Source organism: Mycolicibacterium holsaticum DSM 44478 = JCM 12374 (genome assembly GCF_019645835.1).
GTDB classification, from domain to species: Bacteria; Actinomycetota; Actinomycetes; order Mycobacteriales; family Mycobacteriaceae; genus Mycobacterium; species Mycobacterium holsaticum.
Window position 1 is genome coordinate 3,239,955 of the sequence record NZ_CP080998.1, and the last position, 19,829, is coordinate 3,259,783.

A 19,829-nucleotide genomic window follows, 5' to 3' on the forward strand; every position below is an offset into this window, starting at 1 on the left:
GGTTCGCACGGAGATCACTTTTCATGCACCCCAATTAACGTTGCGCAGCGGTCCACCATTCCTCCGATACCTCGCCGTGGGCCACCAACACCGACGGGCCGCGAAGGTAGCTGCTGGCGTCGGTGACGGTGACCGTCACCTCGCCGCCCGGTATGCGCACCTGCAACGTCCCGGTGGTGGCGCGCGAGAACGCCAACGCGGCGACGGCGGCGGCGACGGTTCCGGTCCCGCACGACCGGGTTTCGCCGACACCGCGTTCGTGGACGCGCATCGACACCGCCCCGGCGACCGGCGCGGTCAGCACCTCGACGTTGACCCCGTCGGGAAATTGTGTCCGGTCGAAGGACACCGGCGCCGCGACGTCGAGCGCGGCCAACTCGTCAAGGGTCAGGTCCGGATCCACGCACGCCAGATGCGGGTTGCCCACATCGATCGCCAGGCCCGCGAACGGCCGTCCCCCGACGATCGCCTCCCCGGTGCCGAAGTGGTTGGCCTTGCCCATTTCCACGGTGACGTCCGCGGTCGTGCCGTCCCAGCGGTGCAGCACCACCGGGCGGGGCCCGGCCAGCGATCCGACGACGAACTCGTCGCGCGTCTCCAACCCGGCGACGCGCAGGTAGTGGGCGAACACCCGCACCCCGTTGCCGCACATCTGCGCGACCGAACCGTCGGCGTTGCGGTAGTCCATGTACCAGTCGTCGGCGGCCACGCCCTCGGGCAACCGCTCGAGCACGCCCGCGCGCTGCGCGGCCCCGGCCCGGGTCACCCGTAGCACGCCGTCGGCGCCCAGACCCTGGCGCCGGTCGCACAGCACGCCGACCGCGGCCGGCGTCAGCGCCAGCCGGGCATCGGGGTCGGGCAGCAGCACGAAGTCGTTCTGCGTGCCGTGCCCCTTGGCGAACCTCACCTGCTCAGGATACGTGCCGCCACACCTGCAGAGCCGCGTCGACGTTGTCCGGATCGGCTCCGTCGAGCCAGGTGATGCGGTGGTCGCGGCGAAACCACGACCGTTGCCTGCGCACGTAGCGGCGGGTGCCGACGAACGTCGGCTCACGCGCCGCCGCGCCGTCACCGCCGCCGTCCAACTCGGCGATCACCTGGGCGTACCCCAGCGCGCGTGAGGCGGTGACCCCGTCGCGCAGGCCGCGCTCCAGCAGCGTGCGCACCTCGTCGACCAGCCCGTCGGCGAACATCTTATCGGTGCGCTGTTCCAGTCGAGCATCGAGAATCGTTGTGTCCCAGTCTAACCCGATGATGGCGGTGTCCCAGCGCGGTGTGCCGATCGCCGGGAACGACGCGGCGAACGGCTGCCCGGTCAGCTCGACGACCTCCAGCGCCCGCACGATGCGCCTTCCGTCGGTGGGCAGGATCGACGATGCCGCGTCGGCGTCCACCCGGGCCAGTTCGGTGTGCAACGCACCCACCCCGACGTCGGCGAGCCGCTGTTCCCATTTCGCCCGCACCGCCGGGTCGGTGGCCGGAAACGTCCACTCGTCCAGCAGCGATTGCACGTACATCATCGACCCGCCGACCACGATCGGTACCGCGCCGCGGGCCGCGATGGCTTCGACGTCGACGGCCGCGGCCTGCTGGTAGCGCGCCACGCTGGCGGTTTCGGTCACGTCGAGCACGTCGAGTTGGTGGTGCGCGATACCCCGGCGCTGCAGCACCGACAGCTTGGCGGTGCCGATGTCCATTCCCCGGTACAGCTGCATGGCGTCGGCATTAACGATTTCAACGCCGATTTCTCCGCTCAATCGCTCGGCCAGCGCCAGCGCCAGCTCGGACTTTCCGGTGCCGGTCGGGCCGATGACCGCGATCGGTCGGGTCATGGGTGCCACACGCCGACGAAGTAGCCGACCCCGTAGGGCGCTCCGCGGTAGAGCTCGGTGGCCGTCACCGGACCGGGTTCGGTGAGCCCGGCCAGCACCTGGTAGCCCACCCGCCCGACGACACCGTCGGGCAGCCGGGTCAACGCGGCCGCGTCGCCGGTGGCCAGCGCGTCGTCGAGTGCGGCCTGCGCCGACGTCGAATCCGGGTGGTATCCCCCCGGCGCGCTCGGGGTCAGCGTGTGCGCGCCGTCGGCGACGACGAGCACGCCGACCGGTTCGGCGGCCTTCTCGATCTCGGCGCGCAGCGCCCGCCCCCTGGCCGTTGCGGTATCGGCGCCGTGGGTGTGGGCATACACCCGCACCTCGGCCCGCGCTTCGGGGTTGGCCTGCCCGCGCAGCCAGCCGGTGATCAACGCGCACAGCGGCAGCCGCCCGGGTTCGCCGTCGACGTCGGGGGCCAGCGCGGCGCGGACGTCCACGCCGTAACCGGCGAAGGTGCCCAGCTGGTGCGGGGCGACGACGGCGTCGGCGCGGTCCACGCCGACCGCGATCCAGCGGGCGGGCAGCGAGCCCGCCGCCGCGATCACCGCCCGGTGCAGGTCCGCCAGTTCCGCGGCCGCCCCGGCGGCGAGTTCGGGCACCATGACCGGTGCCGACGGGACGATGGCGATGGCGCTCAGCACGCCACCACGCTAATGCGGTGCGGCGGGCTGCTCGGCGCTGGCCGCCTCGCCGCGGGCCAGCGCCGCCGTCGCGACCACCATGACACCCACCGCGACGACCAGCGCCAACCAGCCGGCGTCGTCGGGGCGCAACGACTCGCCGAGGACGACGACGCCGAGCACCGAGGCCACCACCGGCTCGGCGACCGTCATCGTCGGCAGCGACGCGGTCAGCGCGCCGGCCCGAAACGCCGCCTGCTGCCATGCGGTGCCCGCGATCGCCACCGCCGCCCACGCGTACAGCTCCGGTGTGCGCAGCAGCGCCCAGCCGCCCAAGTGCAGCTGGTCGACCACCCCCTTGGTCAGCACCGCGAACAGCCCCCACAGCACCCCGGAGGCCAGCGCCAGCAGCACCGCGCTGGCGGGTCCGGTCAGGATCCGCGCGCCGATCAGGCACACCGCCAGCAGCGGCCCGAGCACCGCCAGCACCACGGTCCAGACCTCGAACGTTCCGCGGGCCTGCCCGGCGGTCGGGTTGCCGACGGTGACGATGACCGCAACGGAAACCGCCAGCAGCACCGCCCAGGTCCACTCCCAGCGCGTCACCCGCCGGTGCGCCAACCGCGCGTAGATCGGCAGCGCGAACAACAACGAGGTGACCAGCAGCGCCTGCACCATCAGCACCGAACCCAGGCCGAGCGCGGCGGCTTGCAACCCGAACCCGGCGGCGGCGACGAGGCTGCCCAGCCACCACCGGCGGTCACGCAGCAGGCGCAGGAGCAACTCCGCGTGGCCGACCGGTTCGTCGGTGACCTCATGTGCTTGACGCTGGTGAATGACGTCGCCGATGGCGATGAACGCCGCAGCGCCGATGGCAAGCAGAGCCGCGACATCGGTCGCCTCGTCGATGCCTGCCATCGGCCTCCTTGTCGGTGTTGTCCAGAAGAGGCTAGAGCGTGCATCTCCAAGCCGTGCGCATGCGGCGCGGGGACCTGTTTGAATATCGTTGAACAGCGATCAGGCGCCGCGTTGCGCGGCAGGTGCGCGGTTGCGCGCGGAGGGTACGAGGAAACGGACATGACGACCAGCCAGCCGGGGGGCCCGACCCCCTCGCCAGAGCCCGCCCCCGGTTCTGCCCCGCCCAAGCCAACTCCCCGACCAGGTGCGCCACGTCCCGCTCCGCGTCCCGGCCGACCGGTCCCGGCGGCCGTCGTCGCGCCTGCGAGCGATCCGCACCGGTTCGGCCGCGTCGATCCCGACGGCACGGTGTGGCTGATCACCGGGTCGGGTGAGCGGGTCATCGGGTCCTGGCAGGCGGGCGACCCCGAGGCGGCCTACGCGCATTTCGGGCGGCGCTTCGATGACCTGCACACCGAGGTGGCGTTGATGGAGACGCGGCTGGAGTCGGGCACCGGTGACGCCCGCAAGATCAAGGCCGCGGCCGCCACCCTGGCCGAGTCCCTGCCGACCGCGCATGTGCTCGGCGACGTCGACGCGCTGGCCGCCAGGCTGGCCGCGATCATCAATCACGCCGACGAGGCCGCCGAGGCCGAGAAGGCCCGGCGTGAGGAATATCGCGCCGCCCAGACCGCGCGCAAGGAAGCGTTGGCCGCTGAGGCCGAGGAGCTGGCCGTGAACTCCACGCAGTGGAAGGTCGCCGGTGACCGGCTGCGCGAAATCCTCGACGAATGGCGCACGATCACCGGGCTGGACCGCAAGACCGACGACACGCTGTGGAAGCGCTACTCCGCGGCCCGCGAGACGTTCAACCGCAGGCGCGGTTCGCATTTCGCGGAACTGGACCGGGAACGGGCGGGGGTGCGCCAAGCCAAGGAAGCGCTGTGTGAGCGCGCCGAGGAACTGTCGGGTTCCACCGAGTGGGGCCCGACCAGCGCCGCGTTCCGCGAGTTGCTCGCCGAGTGGAAGGCCGCCGGACGAGCGGCCAAGGACGTCGACGACGCGCTGTGGCAGCGGTTCAAGGCCGCCCAGGACGTCTTCTTCGCGGCACGCAACGCCGCCACGGCCGAACGCGACGCCGAGTTCCGCGCCAACGCCGAGGCCAAGGAGGCGCTGCTGGCCGAGGCGGAGAAGCTGGACACCTCCGACCTGGACGCGGCCCGGGCCGCGCTGCGCACGATCGGCGACAAGTGGGACGCGATCGGCAAGGTGCCGCGTGAACGCGCGGCCGACCTGGAGCGTCGACTGCGCGCGGTGGAGAAGAAGGTCCGGGATGCGCCGACCCGCGGCGTGGACCCGGAGGCCCAGGCCCGTGCCGATCAATTCCGGGTTCGCGCAGAGCAATTCGAGCGGCAAGCGGAGAAGGCCGCAGCGGCCGGGCGGGACAAGGACGCCGCCGAGGCGCGCGCGAGCGCCGAGCAGTGGCGCCAGTGGGCCGATGCGGCCGCCGAGGCGCTGGGCAAGGGACGCTAGGGCGGGCGGCGCGCCTGCGCTCAGCCGGTGCGCGAGCCGATGGTCACCGTCGCCTGCTGGCGGTCACCGCCACGCACGAAGACGACCGGTTCCTTGGCGTCGGGTCGGGTCTGGCGCAGCACGCTGAGCAGGTCCTCAACGGTGTCGACGGGCTTGCCGGCAAGTTCGACGATCACGTCACCGGGCCGCAGCCCGGCGGCGGCCGCCGGCGCGCCGGGATCGACCCCGACGATCAGCGCGCCGTGTTCGGTGGCGACGCCGAGCCTGCGCTGGATGGCGGCGGTGACCTGGCTGGTGGAGATGCCCAGATACGGGTGGGTGGCCTTGCCGTCGGCGAGCAGTTGCTTGGTGACGTCGAGGACCGTGGCAGCAGGGATCGCGAACCCCAGCGACACTGCGCCCGCCGCGGGCGGGATGTAGGCCTCGTTGATCCCGACGACCCGGCCGCTGGCGTCGAGCAGGGCGCCGCCGGAGTTGCCCGGTGAGATCGACGCGTCGGTCTGGATCAGATCGACCAACGACTGGCTCTGCGCCGCCGACCCGGGGATGTCGCGGTGCAGCCCGGAGATGACGCCGGCGGTCACGGAGTTCTGAAAGCCCAGCGGGCTGCCGATGGCCACGGCGATCTCGCCGGGTCGCGGCAGATCCGTGCGGAACTCGGGCACGGGAAGTTCTTTGCGTTCGGTGCGCACCACCGCCAGGTCGGTCACCGCGTCGGTGCCGACCACTTGACCCGCAGAGGTCTCGCCGTCGGCCAAAAGGATTGTCACATTCCGGGATTCACCCACGACGTGCGCGTTGGTCACGACCACGTCGGGTTGCAGCACCACACCGCTGCCGACGCCGCCGTCGCGCTGAACGGTCACCACGCTCGGGCTGACGCGCTCGACCAGATCGGCGAAACCTGCACCGGCATCGGGCGCCGCGTTGGGCGCGTTGGCCGGCGCGGCCGTGGTTGTGGTGGTGGGACTCGGCGACGGCGACGCCGACGTAGGTTCCTCGCTTTGACCGGCACAGCCCGACATCGCGACCAGCAATGCCGCGACCGCCGCGGCGATCCCGATGCGCTTCACGCTCGGTCGCCTACCCGGGCCATCGGGCCCTCATACATTTGGTGCGGGCCGCAATCACACATGAAGCTCAGATTGCAGGGAACCCCCGGGAAATGCAACGGTTCAGTCGTTGACGACACGACGGCGCTGATTTAGCCCTCAGGCTTGTCGGGCGTGTCGGGCTTGTCGTCGTGGAACCTGTCCAACAGGCCTTTGTGCTGGCGTTCGGCGGCCTCGCGGCGACGCGCTTCCTCGGCGGCGAGTTGCACCGCCGTGCGCGCCCACACCGCGCGCGCCCAGTGGTAGGTCACCACGATCACCGCCAGCCACGCGACGATGAGCCCGATCCCGGGTCCCGGGTACGGGCTGGCCGCCGTCTGCCGCGACCACACCGCCAGCAGTCCCAGCACGCAGGACACCGAAGAACCGGCCAGCGCGATCCAGGCCAGCGCCCAGCGCCGGGTCAGCAGCGCCAGCATCGAAAAGCCGACGCCGAACACCAGCGCGAGCCAGATGAACACCCGCGACGGCAGCGACACGCCTGCGTCGGTGGCGGCCTGGCTGTTGACGAGCACATCCCAGCCCATCGCGCCGCCGGTGTGCGGCAACACGAACGACAGCAGCAACACGAAGACACCGATGGCGATCACCAAAGCCCGCGGCCCGGGATCGATTTCGCCGGCGATGCGGCGTTCGGCAGCTTCGATCTCTTCCTTGAACTGGTCGAAGTTGCCGTTGTCCGGCGTGCTCATCGGTCACATCCCGTCGATGTCATGGTCTGCGCCGGTGCGCCGATTCCCGGCATGCCGAGGCCGACGCCGGTGCGGGGCCGTTGCCCGGCGGCGTGGGCGTCACCGGCCCGGGTGCGCCGATGGGTGTGGATCGGGGCGTCGGCGATCAGGTGATGCGGCGCGGCACCGGTGACCGTCGTGGTGACCACGTCGCCGGGGCGGATCTGCGCGCCTGAGGGGCTGAAGTGCACCAGGCGGCCATCGCGGGCGCGACCCGACATCCGCGCGGTGCTGGCATCCTTGCGCCCCTCCCCCGTGGCCACCAGCAGTTCGACAGTGCGGCCCACCTGCGCCTGGTTCTCCTCCAACGAGATCTTCTCCTGAAGGTCGACCAACCGCTGATAACGTTCCCCGACAACGGGTTTGGCCACCTGATCGTCGAACTGCGCCGCGGGTGTGCCGGGTCGCTTGGAGTACTGGAACGTGAACGCGCTGGCGAACCTGGCCTGGGCCACCACGTCGAGGGTGGCCTGGAAGTCCTCTTCGGTCTCGCCGGGAAACCCGACGATGAGATCGGTGGTGATCGCGGCGTGCGGGATCGCGGCGCGGACCCGGTCGATGATGGCCAGGTAACGCTCGGCGCGGTAGGAGCGGCGCATCGACCGCAGCACGCGGTCCGAACCAGACTGCAGCGGCATGTGCAACGTGGGACACACGTTGGCGGTCTGGGCCATCGCCTCGATCACGTCGTCGGTGAACTCGGCGGGGTGCGGCGAGGTGAACCGCACCCGTTCCAGACCTTCGATGCGACCGCAGGCTCGCAGCAACTTGGCGAACGCGCCACGGTCACGCGGTTGTTCGGGCCACATCGTCGGGTGCTCGCGCAAGCGCTCGTCCGTAGCGAACGACACACCGTAGGCGTTGACGTTCTGCCCGAGCAGCGTCACTTCCAGCACACCCTGGTCCACCAGCGACTGCACCTCGGCGAGTACGTCGCCCGGCCTGCGGTCGACCTCCTTGCCGCGCAGCGCGGGCACGATGCAGAACGTGCAGGTGTTGTTGCACCCTACGCTCACCGATACCCATGCGGCGTAAGCGGATTCACGTGCCGCGGGCAGCGCGGAGGGGAACTTCTCGAGCGCATCGACGATTTCGACCTGGGCGGCCTTGTTGTGGCGGGCACGGTCGAGCAGCACAGGCAACGACCCGATGTTGTGGGTGCCGAACACCACGTCGACCCACGGGGCCCGCTGCAGCAGCGTGTCGCGGTCCTTCTGCGCCAGACACCCTCCGACGGCGATCTGCATGTCCGGGTCGGCCTGCTTGCGCGGGGCCAGGTGGCTGAGGTTTCCGTACAGCTTGTTGTCGGCGTTCTCACGCACCGCGCAGGTGTTGAACACCACGACGTCGGCGTCCTCGCCGGCTGCGGCCCTGCGGTATCCAGCGGCCTCCAGCAACCCGGCCAGCCGCTCGGAGTCGTGCACGTTCATCTGACAGCCGTAGGTGCGGACCTGGTAGGTGCGCCCGTCGCGGCGGCCCGCCGCCGGGTGCGCGTACGGCGACGTCGCCGTCGCCGCCTGTTGGGTAACCACCGAAGTCACGGCCCCATGGTACGGACCGGCCGATACGGCGACTTGGGCGGATTGACGACTTCCGGGCACGCCTGGCCTTCCCTCGGTAAGGTCTGCACCCATGGAAACCGCCGGGTCGGATGCGAAAGACGTCGATCCGACCCGATCCGACGTGCCGATGATCTCGATGCAGGCGGTCAACAAGCATTTCGGCGACCTGCACGTGCTCAGGGACATCGACCTCGAGGTGGCGCGCGGCCAGGTGATCGTCGTGCTCGGGCCGTCGGGTTCGGGTAAATCGACGTTGTGCCGCACCATCAACCGGCTGGAGTCGATCGATTCGGGAACCATCGCGATCGACGGTGAAGTGCTGCCTGAGGAAGGCCGCACGCTGGCTCAGCTTCGCTCCGATGTCGGCATGGTCTTCCAGTCGTTCAACTTGTTCGCGCACAAGACAATCCTGGAGAACGTGACGCTGGCGCCCAGGAAGGTGCGCAAGGCATCCAAGGATGCGGCGCGCGAGAAGGCGATGGCGCTGCTCGAGCGCGTCGGCGTGGCCAACCAGGCCGACAAGTACCCGGCTCAACTCTCCGGTGGCCAGCAACAGCGGGTGGCGATCGCACGTTCCTTGGCGATGAACCCGAAGGTGATGCTCTTCGACGAGCCGACCAGCGCGTTGGACCCGGAGATGATCACCGAGGTGCTCAACGTGATGACATCGCTGGCGGCCGACGGCATGACCATGCTGGTGGTCACCCACGAGATGGGGTTCGCCAGGGGTGCGGCCGATCGGGTGGTGTTCATGTGCGACGGGGCCATCGTCGAGTCCGCCGCACCGTCGGAGTTCTTCACCAATCCCAAGAGCGACCGGGCCAAAGACTTCCTCGGCAAGATCCTGCACCACTAGTCGAAAGGACCTACCCATGCGATCCATTCCGAGGCGCCTGGTGGCGGCCGTCGCGCTCGCCGTCGCGTTACCGCTGGCGGCCTGCGGCGGTGGTGACAACGGCGACAAGGTCGTCATCGGGACGAAGTTCGATCAGCCCGGTCTCGGCCTGAAGAATCCCGACGGCACGATGAGCGGCTTTGACGTGGACGTGGCCAGGTATGTGGCCCAGCAACTCGGTTACACCGAGGACCAGATCCAGTGGAAGGAAGCGCCGTCGGCGCAACGCGAGACGCTGATCGCCAACGGTCAGGTCGACTACATCGTCGCGACGTACTCGATCACCGACTCGCGCAAGGAGCGGGTGTCGTTCGCGGGGCCTTACCTCATCACGGGCCAGAGCCTGCTGGTGCGCAGCGACAACACCGATATCGTCGGCGCCGAGTCGCTGGAGAACAACAAGAAGCTGTGCTCGGTGGTGGGTTCGACCCCGGCCCAACACGTCAAGGAGAAGTACCCCGGAGTGCAGTTGCAGCAGTACGACACCTACTCGGCGTGCGTCGAGGCGCTCAAGAACGGTGCGGTCGACGCGGTGACCACCGACGAGGTCATCCTCGCCGGATATGCCGCTCAGAGCCCGGGGGCGTTCAAGGTCGTCGGGGGCACGTTTACCGAGGAGCGCTACGGCATCGGCCTGAAGAAGGGCGACACCGAACTGCAGACCAAGATCAACGACGCGTTGGTGAAGATGGAACAAGACGGCGCGTGGAAGGCGGCCTGGGACAAGAACCTCGGTCCGGCGGGTTTGCCGGCTCCTCAGCCGCCGGCAATCGACCAGAGCTAAAGCACACCTTCGCCCGTGGAGATCTTCAGCAGATACCAGGACCAGATCTTCGAGGCGTTCTGGACCACCATTCAGCTGACGGTCTCTTCGGCCGTCGGCGCGCTGGTGCTCGGCACGGGGCTGGCCGCGATGCGGTTGGCGCCGGTGCCGGTGCTGCGCTTGCTTGGTGCGGGCTATGTCAACATCGTGCGCAACACCCCGCTCACGTTGATCATCCTGTTCTGTTCGTTCGGCATATCCCAGACGCTGGGCATCACGCTGGTGGATCCCAATTCGTTGACGTCGATCGAAGACAGCAACTTTCGGCTTGCGGTGCTCGGATTGACCGTCTACACGGCCGCTTTCGTCTGTGAGACGGTGCGCGCGGGGGTCAACACCGTTCCGCTGGGGCAGGCCGAGGCGGCCCGGTCTCTGGGGCTGTCGTTCGGGCAGAACCTACGAATCGTTCTGTTACCGCAGGCATTTCGCGCGGTGATTATCCCGCTGGGTTCGGTGCTCATCGCGTTGACGAAGAACACCACCATCGCGTCGGCGATCGGCGTGGCAGAAGCGGCGTTGCTGATGAAGGAGATGATCGAAAACGAGGCTGCGCTGCTGGTGATCGGCACCATCTTCGCCGTCGGGTTCGTCATCCTGACGCTGCCGTTGGGGCTGTTGTTCGGGTGGCTCGGAAAGCGAATGGCGGTGGCGCGGTGAGTGGGTCGGTGCTCTTCGACGCGCCTGGGCCGCGGGCGCGGATTCGCAATGGCGTCGTCACGGCGATCACCTTGGTGATCGCCTTGCTGGCGCTGTGGGTGGTGTACTCGCGGCTGCAGGCCAAAGGTCAGCTCACTGCCGAGAAATGGGAGCCGTTCCTCACGGCGAACCTGTGGACGACCTACATCATGCCGGGCGTGGAGGGCACGCTGACGGCCGCGGGGGTTTCGATCGTGCTCGCGCTGGTGCTGGGGTTGTTGCTCGGAGTGGGCCGGTTGTCTCGCGTGCTTCCGGTGCGGTGGGTGTGCTCGATCATCGTCGAGTTCTTCCGTGCGGTGCCGGTGCTGATCATGATGATCTTCGCGTACTTCCTGTACGCACTTTATGGTGTCTTCCCCGGCGAGCACCTGGCGCTCGCGGGGGTGATCACTGGTCTGACGCTGTACAACGGCGCGGTGATCGCCGAGATCGTGCGGGCCGGTGTCGCGTCGCTGCCGCGCGGACAGACCGAAGCCGCATGGGCGTTGGGCCTCACCTGGGGGCAGACGATGCGCTCGGTGCTGTTGCCGCAGGCGATCACGTCGATGTTGCCGGTGCTGATCTCACAGTTGATCGTCGTGCTCAAGGACTCCTCGATCGGCTTCGTGATCACCTTCGTCGAGTTGGTGCGGCAGGGCACCCAGGTCGGCGCGGCGTACGGCAACTACATCCCCGCGCTGATGGTCGTCGCGGTGCTGATGATCACCGTGAACTTCACGCTATCGTGGTTCGCGACCTGGGTGGAGGGCCGGATGCGGCGCTCGCGTCGCGGGACTGCGCCGCTCGATAGCGAGGCCGTCGAGCAGGAAGTCGTCCCTGGCCCGACAGTCGGATAGCCGCGCCCGGGGCGGCTAGACCCGGCTACAGCAGCGCGGCGCAGCGGCGCAACAGCGTGTCGCCCGGCGGCTGGTAGAAGGACAGCACGACGTGCTGGCAGCCGGCGTCGACGTATTCGACGATGCTGTCCAGTTGAGCGTCGACCTGCTCGGGACGGTCGGGGTACAGGAACAACTGCACGCCGCGCCGGATCGATGACGGATCGCGACCCAGTTCGACGCACGCGTCGTCGAGATGACCGCTGGCAGTGGCCCATTCCCGCACCGACGTCGACGGCATGTTCCATTCGTCGGCGTGGCGTGCGGCCACGCGCAGCATCTTGGGCCGCGCCGCGCCGACGATGATCGGCGGGCCGGGCCGTTGGATGGGTTTCGGTTCGCAGAACGCGTCGGTGAGCGTGAAGAACCGTCCCGCGAAGGTCACCGACTCCTCGGTCCAGAGCCGCCGAATCACGGTGAGCGCTTCATCCAGCATCGCCACTCGCACACCCGCGCGGGGAAAGTCGATTCCATAGCCGAGGTGTTCGGCCTCGTGCCAGCCCGCGCCGAGTCCGAAATCCATTCGGCCACCAGAGATATGGTCGACGGTGACCGCCATCTTGGCCAGCACCGCCGGGTTGCGGTACGTGACGCCGCTGACCAGACAGCCCACCCGTGCGCGCCGGACCAGCACAGCCATCGCCGCCAGTGTGGTCCAACCTTCCAGCGTCGGGTCGGGATGGTCAACCAGGCCGTAGAAGTGGTCGTAGTTCCACACCGCCGGAAACCCGAGGTCATCTGCGGCACGCCAGAACTGCTCGAGCGTGGCGTAGTCGAACGTGGGTGCCAGCTTCACCGAGAGCTGCATGCCGAAATGCTAGACCCGGCGTCGTTCGTGCTCGGCGGCCAGCTCGATGTTGACGACGTCAAGAGCCATCGTCTGGTAATAACCGCGACGGGCCAGCATGCCGACGAGCCTACGCGTCACCTTGGCGTCATCGCCGTCGTCGAGCCTCTCCCGCCGCAGCTTCGCCCGGACCAGTTCCTCGGCTCGCGTCCGCTCCGCCCCGGTGTCAATGTCAGCCAACGCGGCGGTGATCACCTCGTTGTCCACACCCTTGTTCCGCAACTCGGCAGCCAACGCGCGCTTGCCCTTTCCGGCGTTGCGCCGCCGCGACCGTACCCACTGCTCGGCGAAGTCGGCGTCGTCCACAAGGCCGACGTCGGCGAGCCGATCCAGTACCCGGTCACGGACGTCATCGGGGTAGCCGCGTTTGGTCAGCTGCGCCGCCAGCTCGGCGCGGGTGCGTGCCCGCACGGTGAGCAGGCGCAGACAAACGTTGTGCGCCTGCTCTTCGCGGGAGGCCTCAGAAGTCGACCGGGGCGGGCAGGACATCATCGTTCGAGTCATCGGTCATCACGGCGCCTATGCCGAGCTTTTCCTTGATCTTCTTTTCGATCTCGTTGGCCACGTCGACGTTCTCCAGCAGGAAGTTGCGGGCGTTCTCTTTGCCCTGACCCAGCTGCTCACCCTCGTAGGTGAACCAGGAGCCGGACTTGCGGATGAAGCCCTGCTCCACACCCATGTCGATGAGCGAGCCTTCGCGGCTGATGCCCTTGCCGTAGAGGATGTCGAACTCGGCCTGTTTGAAGGGCGGCGAGCAGTTGTGCACGACAACTCCTTCCGCGACGAGGTTGTGCAGCTCCTCGACCTCCAGGTCGAATGTCCGTGCCCGACGCACCGGCAGCACTTCTCGAATCACGGAGTACCGGAGCTCTTCCGCCAGCACATCGTGCAGGAATTTGTCATCCAGAGTGTCCGCAAGCGCCTGCAGACGATCCCGCCGCAAACGCGGCACGCCGAGCACCTGCTTCATCCCGCCACGCGGGTCGCCTGCACCTTCACCGATCATGGCTGCGGCTTCATGCGTGGTCACGCCGCGCTCTTCAAGGTAATTCAGCACGGCATCGGTCATCTCCGCGGCCAGATATGTCGCCTGCGATCCGCGCCGCCGCCCCTGCATAGCGCCCGGCATCGCCTGGACAAGAGCGGTACCACGCGGTCCCCACATGGGAACTGCATCCGCGAATGCGGTGACGTTGTCCATACCCGAGATCCGGACCTCGAATATCTGGCGCTTGGACTGCACCCGTCGACCGTTGACGATACTCGCTCGCCGTTGGGTCGGGTCGTAATCTCGAACGGTGCTCACGATACCGAATCGCATTAGCAGCCAATGAATCTGGTGTGCAAGCTGTTCGGAGGTGGTCGTGTAACCCACCCGAAGTGCCCCAGTTTGTTCCCGGCTCACCCAGCCGTCGCTCTCGAGTAGGCCGAAGAGTAGATTGCCGACGATATCGGCCGCGATATCCGGTTCGAAGAACCAGTTCGGAATCGTCTTCTCCCACGCGAGCTTGCCATGAATACCGGCTCGTCGGCAAAGCTCCAGAACACCGTTGCGTTCACCAGGCCGATGCGTGATCGCAAGTGAGATGCGCCCTTGTGGATGGGCCGCGCACCCGAGCGTCGCAGCAATTCGCGTCACGTCGTCCATCAGCGCTTGTTGAACATTGATGAAGTTGATCGGGGTCTTACCCCCCACGTAGCCGTCGCCGATCAGATAACCGAGCAGCCGTGCTTGATCCCCCGAAATGGGAGCACTGTTGCCGAATCCGTCGAAGCGCCGCGGTTGTGCGACCCGGTCTCCCTTGCGGAGTTCACCGGCCTGACGCCAGCCATACTCGGTCAACACCTTGTGATCAGGTGTTGCCCAAACAGTTGGGCCTCCAGCGATCCGCAACCCGATGACGTCCTGCGTTCCCTGGTCGAACCAGGACACCACCGGCCGAGAATGCAGCGTTCCGTCCTTGGCTGCGGCCACGACGTGAATTTGCTTACGCCTGTTGACAACGTCCTCAATGCGATGCGTGGTACCCGTGACCGGATCGAAAATCCGAGTACCTTCTGCCAGACACTTGTTCTTGACGACCTTGACGCGGGTGCGGTTGCCGACCGCGTCGGTGCCATCCTTGAGGGTCTCAATCCGTCGGACATCCAGGCGGACCGAGGCGTAGAACTTCAAAGCCTTTCCGCCCGTTGTGGTTTCAGGAGAGCCGAACATCACACCGATTTTTTCCCGGAGCTGGTTGATGAAGATCGCGGTGGTGCCCGAATTACTCAGTGCGCCAGTTATTTTCCGCAACGCCTGGCTCATCAGCCGGGCCTGCAGGCCGACGTGGCTGTCGCCCATCTCGCCCTCGATCTCCGCCCGCGGCACCAGCGCGGCCACCGAGTCGATGACCAGGATGTCCAGTGCGCCCGATCGGATCAGCATGTCGGCGATCTCCAGCGCCTGCTCACCGGTGTCGGGCTGGCTCACCAGCAGCGAGTCGGTGTCCACGCCGAGCTTCTTGGCGTACTCCGGGTCCAGCGCATGCTCGGCGTCAATGAACGCCGCGATACCGCCGGCGGCCTGGGCATTGGCGACCGCGTGCAGCGCAACGGTGGTCTTACCCGAGGACTCCGGACCGTAGATCTCGACGACCCGGCCCCGGGGCAACCCCCCGAGCCCGAGCGCCACGTCCAGGGCGATCGAGCCGGTGGGAATGACGGAAATCGGCTGGCGCACCTCGTCGCCGAGGCGCATCACCGAGCCTTTGCCGTGGTTCTTCTCGATCTGGGCCAGCGCGAGTTCGAGGGCTTTTTCGCGGTCAGGGGCCTGCGGTGCCATGGTGGTCTCCATCCTGGTCGGGTGTTCGATGATCGGTGTCGATCAGTTGGCCATGACGTTAGAGGCGGCCACCGACAAGTCGGCCTGACCAGCATCTAGCCGTCGAACACAGCCCACGATAGACGAACACCTGTTCGACTCAAGCGTGACACGCCGAATTTCTAATGCCACCTGCTAACTCCGCAAGATTGCGTCCACGGCTGTGGTCGCAGGCCTTCTTACAGCCGTGGACGCAATGAGCAGATGGGGCAGGTCGGCCCTGTCCCCGCGGCGCGGAGGGCGAAGGCTCGCCCTGGTGGTTCTCGCGGCCTATCGTGGGGTCATCCCGGCCGGACGGGGCCTACATGCACGAAATGGCGATAACGCAGAGTGTCGTCGACGCGGTGTGTGAACACGCCGCGGGTCGTCGAGTGCACAGCGTCAGGCTGGAAGTGGGCGCGCTGTGCGCGGTGATACCCGACTCGATGCAGTTCTGCTTCGAACTGGCCACCGAGGGCACCGTCGCCGACGGCGCCCGACTGGACCTCGACGTGCAGCCGGGGTCGGCGCGCTGTCGCACATGCGGTGAGAACTTCGTACTGCCCGACTTGATCCTGTTGTGCCCCTGCGGCAGTGCCGATGTCGAGGTCGTCGCCGGCCGGGACCTGAAAATCCTCTCGATGGAAGTGAGCTGAGCATGTGCGCAACATGTGGCTGCGGCGATGACGGAACACGCATCACCTTGGTGGGCCGTGGGCATGAGCACACCCATCCGCACGATCACACCCATCTCCACGAACACAACGGGCACGTTCATACCGAGACCATCTCCCTGGAGCAGAAGGTGCTCGCGAAGAACGACCGGCTCGCCGAGGACAACCGCAAGTGGCTGGCAGAACGCAACATTCTTGCGTTGAATCTGACCAGCTCACCGGGCGCGGGCAAGACGACGCTACTGGAGCGCACCATCCGCCACCTCGGCCGCGATCGCCCCGTGGCCGTCATCGAGGGTGACCAGGAGACACTGCTCGACGCCGAGCGCATCAAAGCCACGGGCGCGCGCGCCGTCCAGGTCAACACCGGTGCCGGCTGCCACCTCGATGCCGCGATGGTGCGCCGCGCCCTGGACACCCTCGACCCCGAACCCGAGTCGATCCTCTTCATCGAAAACGTCGGCAACCTCGTCTGCCCGGCGCTGTTCGATCTGGGTGAGCACAGCAAAGTCGTCGTCATCTCCGTGACCGAAGGCACCGACAAGCCGCTGAAGTATCCGCACATGTTCGCCGCCGCCGGGCTGGTGGTCGTCAACAAGATCGATCTCATGCCGTACGTCGACTTTGATCTTGAAAGTTGTTGCGCCTACTCGCGATCGGTGAACCCGGCCGCGGAGATATTGCCGATGTCGGCGACGTCGGGTGATGGTAGCGCACGGTGGTACGAATGGATCGATAATCGCGCAAACGGCATCATGCATCCATCACCCGTTGACAAGAGATGACCTCGGGAGTAGACCGAGAAATTAGCGGTCAAGAAGAGGACGCGACGTCCCGGTGACGTAGGGAGCCACTGCCCGGCTCCCGGTCGTGAGGGCCCCAGCCCGGCCCCCAGAAAGCTGTGACACATGCCAATCGAGGCAGCAGTCAAAGCGGAAGAGGCATTAATTCATATTCTGTGGATCAATGCTGGTTTGAGTTGTGACGGCGATTCGGTGGCGCTGACTGCCGCGACGCAACCGACTATCGAGGAGATCGCTCTCGGCGCCCTCCCCGGTCTGCCCAAGGTCGCCGTCCACTGGCCCCTGATCGATTTCGAGTGCGGGCCGAACGGGGGTGCCGACGATTTTCTTGAGTGGTTCTTCAAGGCCGATCGAGGCGAGCTGGAACCGTTCGTCCTCGTCGTCGAAGGGTCGATCCCGAACGAGAAGCTCAAGGACGAAGGTTACTGGTGCGGGTTCGGCAACGACCCCGCGACCGGCCAACCGATGACGACAAGCGAATGGCTGGACCGCCTCGCACCCAAGGCGACGGCGATCGTGGCGGCCGGAACCTGCGCGACCTACGGCGGTATCCATGCGATGGCGGGTAACCCGACCGGAGCCATGGGCGTACCCGACTATCTCGGATGGGACTGGAAGAGCAAGGCCGACATCCCGATCGTCTGTGTACCGGGTTGTCCGATCCAGCCGGACAATTTCGCCGAGACACTCACATATCTCCTGTACATGGCCACCGACCAGGCGCCGATGATCCCACTGGATGATGCGCTTCGCCCCAAGTGGCTGTTCGGCGCCACCGTGCACGAGGGGTGTGACCGGGGCGGCTATTACGAACAGGGTGATTTCGCGACCGAGTATGGCTCGCCGAAGTGCATTGTCAAGCTCGGCTGCTGGGGGCCCGTCGTCAAGTGCAACGTGCCCAAGCGGGGCTGGATCAACGGGATCGGCGGCTGTCCGAATGTCGGCGGCATCTGCATCGGGTGCACCATGCCCGGCTTCCCGGACAAGTTCATGCCGTTCATGGACGAACCGCCGGGCGGCAAGGTGTCCACTGCGGCATCGGGTCTGTACGGCTCTGTCATCAAGAACTTGCGCCAAATCACCGGCCGCACACTCGACAAGGAACCGAAGTGGCGGCATCCGGGTACGAAACTCACGACCGGAGCAACCCGCACCTGGTAGGTGCGGGTTGTGCCGGCAGTCCGCACAACCCTTATTTGCGTCGAAAAGCACGGCAGGACAGCTCATTAGACGAAAGAGAAGAGTTCGATGACAACGATCATCCCCGAACCGTCACACGTGAAGCGCGATCCCGGCCAACTCGTGGAGATGGCATGGGATCCCATCACCCGCATCGTCGGCAGCCTCGGCATCTACACCAAGATCGACTTCGACAACAGGGAGGTCGTCGAGTGCCACAGCACGTCCTCGATCTTTCGCGGCTACTCGATCTTCATGAAGGGCAAAGACCCGCGTGACGCCCACTTCATCACCAGCCGCATCTGCGGCATCTGCGGCGATAACCACGCCACGTGCTCGTGCTACGCGCAAAACATGGCTTACGGCGTCAAGCCACCGCACCTCGGCGAGTGGCTGATCAACTTGGGCGAAGCCGCGGAATACATGTTCGACCACAACATCTTTCAGGAGAACCTGGTCGGCGTGGACTACTGCGAGAAGATGGTCTCCGAGACCAACCCGAGCGTGCTGGCCAAAGCCGAGAACACCCAAGCGCCGAACGCCGACATGCACGGGTACCGCACGATCGCCGACATCATGCGGACGCTCAACCCGTTCACCGGTGAGTTCTACCGCGAAGCGTTGCAGGTCAGTCGAACGACACGAGAGATGTTCTGCCTCATGGAGGGCCGGCATGTCCATCCGTCGACCCTGTATCCCGGCGGTATCGGCACGACCGCCACGGTTCAGCTGATGACCGACTACATGACCCGGCTGATGCGTTACGTGGAGTTCATGAAGAAGGTCGTGCCGATGCACGACGACCTCTTCGACTTCTTCTACGAAGCGTTGCCCGGTTACGACCAGGTAGGCCTGCGACGGACCTTGCTCGGCTGCTGGGGCTCGTTCCAGGACCCTGAGGTTTGCAACTTCGCCTATAAGGACATGGAGTACTGGGGTCGCAAGATGTTCGTCACCCCCGGTGTCGTGGTCGACGGGAAGCTCGTGACGACGTCGCTGGTCGACATCAACCTCGGTATCCGAATCCTGTTGGGCAGTTCGTATTATGACGACTGGAACGACCAGGAGATGTTCGTCAAGAACGACCCGCTGGGAAACCCGGTGGACCGGCGGCACCCATGGAATCAGCACACCAACCCGAAGCCGCAGAAGCGCGACTTCGAGGACAAGTACACCTGGGTGATGTCGCCGCGCTGGTTCGACCGCCAGGACCACTTGGCGCTCGACACCGGAGGTGGTCCATTGGCTCGGCTGTGGGCGACGGCACTGGCCGGCCTGGTCGACATCGGCTATGTGAAGGCGACGGGTAACAGTGTCCAGATCAACCTGCCGAAGACCGCACTGAAGGGCCCCGTCGAACTCGAGTGGAAAGTGCCCCAGTACGGCAGCAACACCATTGAGCGCAACCGTGCCAGGACATACTTCCAGGCCTATGCGGCTGCGTGCGCACTGCATTTCGCCGAAAAGGCGTTGGTGGAGATCCGGGCCAACCGAACCAAGACATGGGAAAAGTTCGACGTGCCCGACGAGGGTATCGGCTGCGGGTTCACCGAAGCGGTCCGCGGCGTGCTGAGCCATCACATGGTTATCCGGGACGGAAAGATCGCCAACTACCACCCCTATCCGCCCACCCCGTGGAACGCCAGCCCCCGCGACGCCTACGGCACCCCAGGACCGTATGAGGATGCGGTGCAGGGCCAGCCCATCTTCGAGGAGAACGGCAGGGAGCACTTCAAGGGCATCGACATCATGCGCACGGTCCGCAGTTTCGACCCGTGTCTGCCGTGCGGCGTGCACATGTACCTGGGCAAGGGGAAGAGCCTGGACCTCCTACACTCCCCCACCCAGTCCGTCACCGGGGAATAG

Annotated in this window: 19 protein-coding genes; 9 read left to right on the forward strand and 10 right to left on the reverse strand. The window is 66.7% G+C overall.

Annotated elements, in window-relative coordinates; genetic code table 11:
• Positions 1-34 precede the first annotated feature (34 nt).
• The 4 genes from dapF to K3U96_RS15680 are packed head-to-tail and all read right to left on the reverse strand — an operon-like array spanning position 35 to position 3,412.
• The gene (gene dapF, locus K3U96_RS15665; RefSeq protein ID WP_220690304.1) at positions 35-907 is read right to left on the reverse strand and encodes a diaminopimelate epimerase; all 873 of its coding nucleotides are present in this window, start codon (positions 905-907) and stop codon (positions 35-37) included.
• Between the two features lie 4 nt (positions 908-911).
• Positions 912-1,832 carry a tRNA (adenosine(37)-N6)-dimethylallyltransferase MiaA gene (miaA, locus tag K3U96_RS15670; protein ID WP_220690305.1) on the reverse strand — a complete coding sequence of 307 codons (921 nt, stop codon included), beginning with the start codon at positions 1,830-1,832 and terminating at the stop codon, positions 912-914.
• Positions 1,829-2,515, reverse strand: a complete 687-nt coding sequence (locus K3U96_RS15675; protein ID WP_220690306.1) for a class III extradiol ring-cleavage dioxygenase family protein — start codon at positions 2,513-2,515, stop codon at positions 1,829-1,831. The genes miaA and K3U96_RS15675 overlap by 4 nt, the downstream gene beginning before the upstream one ends.
• 9 nt (positions 2,516-2,524) lie before the next feature.
• Positions 2,525-3,412, reverse strand: a complete 888-nt coding sequence (locus K3U96_RS15680) for a DMT family transporter (protein WP_220690307.1) — start codon at positions 3,410-3,412, stop codon at positions 2,525-2,527.
• A 159-nt stretch (positions 3,413-3,571) separates the two neighbouring features.
• On the opposite strand from K3U96_RS15680, the gene K3U96_RS15685 reads away from it, so the two are divergent.
• A complete protein-coding gene (locus K3U96_RS15685; protein WP_220690308.1) occupies positions 3,572-4,924 on the forward strand; it encodes a DUF349 domain-containing protein in 1,353 nt (450 codons plus the stop codon).
• Positions 4,925-4,944: 20 nt separating this feature from the next.
• On the opposite strand, the gene K3U96_RS15690 is transcribed toward K3U96_RS15685, so the two are convergent.
• The 3 genes from K3U96_RS15690 to miaB all read right to left on the reverse strand — a co-directional run bounded on the left by K3U96_RS15690 (position 4,945) and on the right by miaB (position 8,401).
• Positions 4,945-5,997: a S1C family serine protease gene (locus tag K3U96_RS15690; protein WP_230982162.1), complete on the reverse strand. Its 1,053-nt coding sequence runs from the start codon at positions 5,995-5,997 to the stop codon at positions 4,945-4,947.
• A gap of 131 nt (positions 5,998-6,128) precedes the next feature.
• The gene (locus tag K3U96_RS15695) at positions 6,129-6,728 is read right to left on the reverse strand and encodes an Rv2732c family membrane protein (protein WP_069404578.1); all 600 of its coding nucleotides are present in this window, start codon (positions 6,726-6,728) and stop codon (positions 6,129-6,131) included.
• Complete coding sequence (miaB, locus tag K3U96_RS15700; protein ID WP_220690309.1) at positions 6,725-8,401, reverse strand: tRNA (N6-isopentenyl adenosine(37)-C2)-methylthiotransferase MiaB; 1,677 nt, start codon at positions 8,399-8,401, stop codon at positions 6,725-6,727. Before miaB ends, K3U96_RS15695 begins: the two co-directional genes overlap by 4 nt.
• Positions 8,402-8,456: 55 nt before the next feature.
• Here miaB and K3U96_RS15705 point away from each other — a divergent pair, with 55 nt between their 5' ends.
• The 4 genes from K3U96_RS15705 to K3U96_RS15720 are packed head-to-tail and all read left to right on the forward strand — an operon-like array spanning position 8,457 to position 11,579.
• Positions 8,457-9,185, forward strand: coding sequence for an amino acid ABC transporter ATP-binding protein (locus tag K3U96_RS15705; protein WP_084223002.1), 729 nt, complete (start codon positions 8,457-8,459; stop codon positions 9,183-9,185).
• Between the two features lie 16 nt (positions 9,186-9,201).
• Positions 9,202-10,008 (forward strand): glutamate ABC transporter substrate-binding protein, encoded by an 807-nt coding sequence (locus tag K3U96_RS15710; protein WP_220690310.1) that lies wholly within the window; start codon positions 9,202-9,204, stop codon positions 10,006-10,008.
• A gap of 15 nt (positions 10,009-10,023) precedes the next feature.
• A complete protein-coding gene (locus tag K3U96_RS15715) occupies positions 10,024-10,704 on the forward strand; it encodes an amino acid ABC transporter permease (protein WP_220690311.1) in 681 nt (226 codons plus the stop codon).
• Positions 10,701-11,579: an amino acid ABC transporter permease gene (locus K3U96_RS15720; RefSeq protein ID WP_220690312.1), complete on the forward strand. Its 879-nt coding sequence runs from the start codon at positions 10,701-10,703 to the stop codon at positions 11,577-11,579. The genes K3U96_RS15715 and K3U96_RS15720 overlap by 4 nt, the downstream gene beginning before the upstream one ends.
• A 25-nt stretch (positions 11,580-11,604) precedes the next feature.
• Here the strand turns inward: K3U96_RS15720 and K3U96_RS15725 are convergent, their stop codons facing one another.
• The 3 genes from K3U96_RS15725 to recA are packed head-to-tail and all read right to left on the reverse strand — an operon-like array spanning position 11,605 to position 15,289.
• Positions 11,605-12,426 carry a TIGR03560 family F420-dependent LLM class oxidoreductase gene (locus K3U96_RS15725; protein ID WP_220690313.1) on the reverse strand — a complete coding sequence of 274 codons (822 nt, stop codon included), beginning with the start codon at positions 12,424-12,426 and terminating at the stop codon, positions 11,605-11,607.
• Positions 12,427-12,435: 9 nt separating this feature from the next.
• Complete coding sequence (gene recX / locus K3U96_RS15730) at positions 12,436-12,957, reverse strand: recombination regulator RecX (protein ID WP_220693545.1); 522 nt, start codon at positions 12,955-12,957, stop codon at positions 12,436-12,438.
• Complete coding sequence (recA, locus tag K3U96_RS15735; RefSeq protein WP_220690314.1) at positions 12,926-15,289, reverse strand: intein-containing recombinase RecA; 2,364 nt, start codon at positions 15,287-15,289, stop codon at positions 12,926-12,928. Before recA ends, recX begins: the two co-directional genes overlap by 32 nt.
• 344 nt (positions 15,290-15,633) lie before the next feature.
• On the opposite strand from recA, the gene hypA reads away from it, so the two are divergent.
• The 4 genes from hypA to K3U96_RS15755 all read left to right on the forward strand — a co-directional run bounded on the left by hypA (position 15,634) and on the right by K3U96_RS15755 (position 19,829).
• Positions 15,634-15,963 (forward strand): hydrogenase maturation nickel metallochaperone HypA, encoded by a 330-nt coding sequence (gene hypA, locus K3U96_RS15740; protein WP_220690315.1) that lies wholly within the window; start codon positions 15,634-15,636, stop codon positions 15,961-15,963.
• Positions 15,964-15,965: 2 nt separating this feature from the next.
• Positions 15,966-16,766 (forward strand): hydrogenase nickel incorporation protein HypB, encoded by an 801-nt coding sequence (gene hypB, locus K3U96_RS15745; protein ID WP_220693546.1) that lies wholly within the window; start codon positions 15,966-15,968, stop codon positions 16,764-16,766.
• Positions 16,767-16,889: 123 nt separating this feature from the next.
• Positions 16,890-17,945, forward strand: coding sequence for an NADH-quinone oxidoreductase subunit B family protein (locus K3U96_RS15750; RefSeq protein ID WP_220690316.1), 1,056 nt, complete (start codon positions 16,890-16,892; stop codon positions 17,943-17,945).
• An 87-nt stretch (positions 17,946-18,032) separates the two neighbouring features.
• Entirely contained in the window at positions 18,033-19,829 is a 1,797-nt protein-coding gene (locus K3U96_RS15755) for a nickel-dependent hydrogenase large subunit (protein ID WP_220690317.1), read from the forward strand.

What these genes read in the sequence shown, in the direction of transcription:
- miaA (WP_220690305.1), bottom strand. Translation starts at nt 1,832, where the DNA reads ATGACCCGACCGATCGCGGTCATCGGCCCGACCGGCACCGGAAAGTCC.
- K3U96_RS15680 (WP_220690307.1), bottom strand. Translation starts at nt 3,412, where the DNA reads ATGGCAGGCATCGACGAGGCGACCGATGTCGCGGCTCTGCTTGCCATC.
- K3U96_RS15685 (WP_220690308.1), top strand. Translation starts at nt 3,572, where the DNA reads ATGACGACCAGCCAGCCGGGGGGCCCGACCCCCTCGCCAGAGCCCGCC.
- K3U96_RS15695 (WP_069404578.1), bottom strand. Translation starts at nt 6,728, where the DNA reads ATGAGCACGCCGGACAACGGCAACTTCGACCAGTTCAAGGAAGAGATC.
- miaB (WP_220690309.1), bottom strand. Translation starts at nt 8,401, where the DNA reads ATGGGTGCAGACCTTACCGAGGGAAGGCCAGGCGTGCCCGGAAGTCGT.
- K3U96_RS15705 (WP_084223002.1), top strand. Translation starts at nt 8,457, where the DNA reads ATGATCTCGATGCAGGCGGTCAACAAGCATTTCGGCGACCTGCACGTG.
- K3U96_RS15710 (WP_220690310.1), top strand. Translation starts at nt 9,202, where the DNA reads ATGCGATCCATTCCGAGGCGCCTGGTGGCGGCCGTCGCGCTCGCCGTC.
- K3U96_RS15725 (WP_220690313.1), bottom strand. Translation starts at nt 12,426, where the DNA reads ATGCAGCTCTCGGTGAAGCTGGCACCCACGTTCGACTACGCCACGCTC.
- recX (WP_220693545.1), bottom strand. Translation starts at nt 12,957, where the DNA reads ATGATGTCCTGCCCGCCCCGGTCGACTTCTGAGGCCTCCCGCGAAGAG.
- recA (WP_220690314.1), bottom strand. Translation starts at nt 15,289, where the DNA reads ATGGCACCGCAGGCCCCTGACCGCGAAAAAGCCCTCGAACTCGCGCTG.
- hypA (WP_220690315.1), top strand. Translation starts at nt 15,634, where the DNA reads ATGCACGAAATGGCGATAACGCAGAGTGTCGTCGACGCGGTGTGTGAA.
- hypB (WP_220693546.1), top strand. Translation starts at nt 15,966, where the DNA reads ATGTGCGCAACATGTGGCTGCGGCGATGACGGAACACGCATCACCTTG.
- K3U96_RS15750 (WP_220690316.1), top strand. Translation starts at nt 16,890, where the DNA reads ATGCCAATCGAGGCAGCAGTCAAAGCGGAAGAGGCATTAATTCATATT.
- K3U96_RS15755 (WP_220690317.1), top strand. Translation starts at nt 18,033, where the DNA reads ATGACAACGATCATCCCCGAACCGTCACACGTGAAGCGCGATCCCGGC.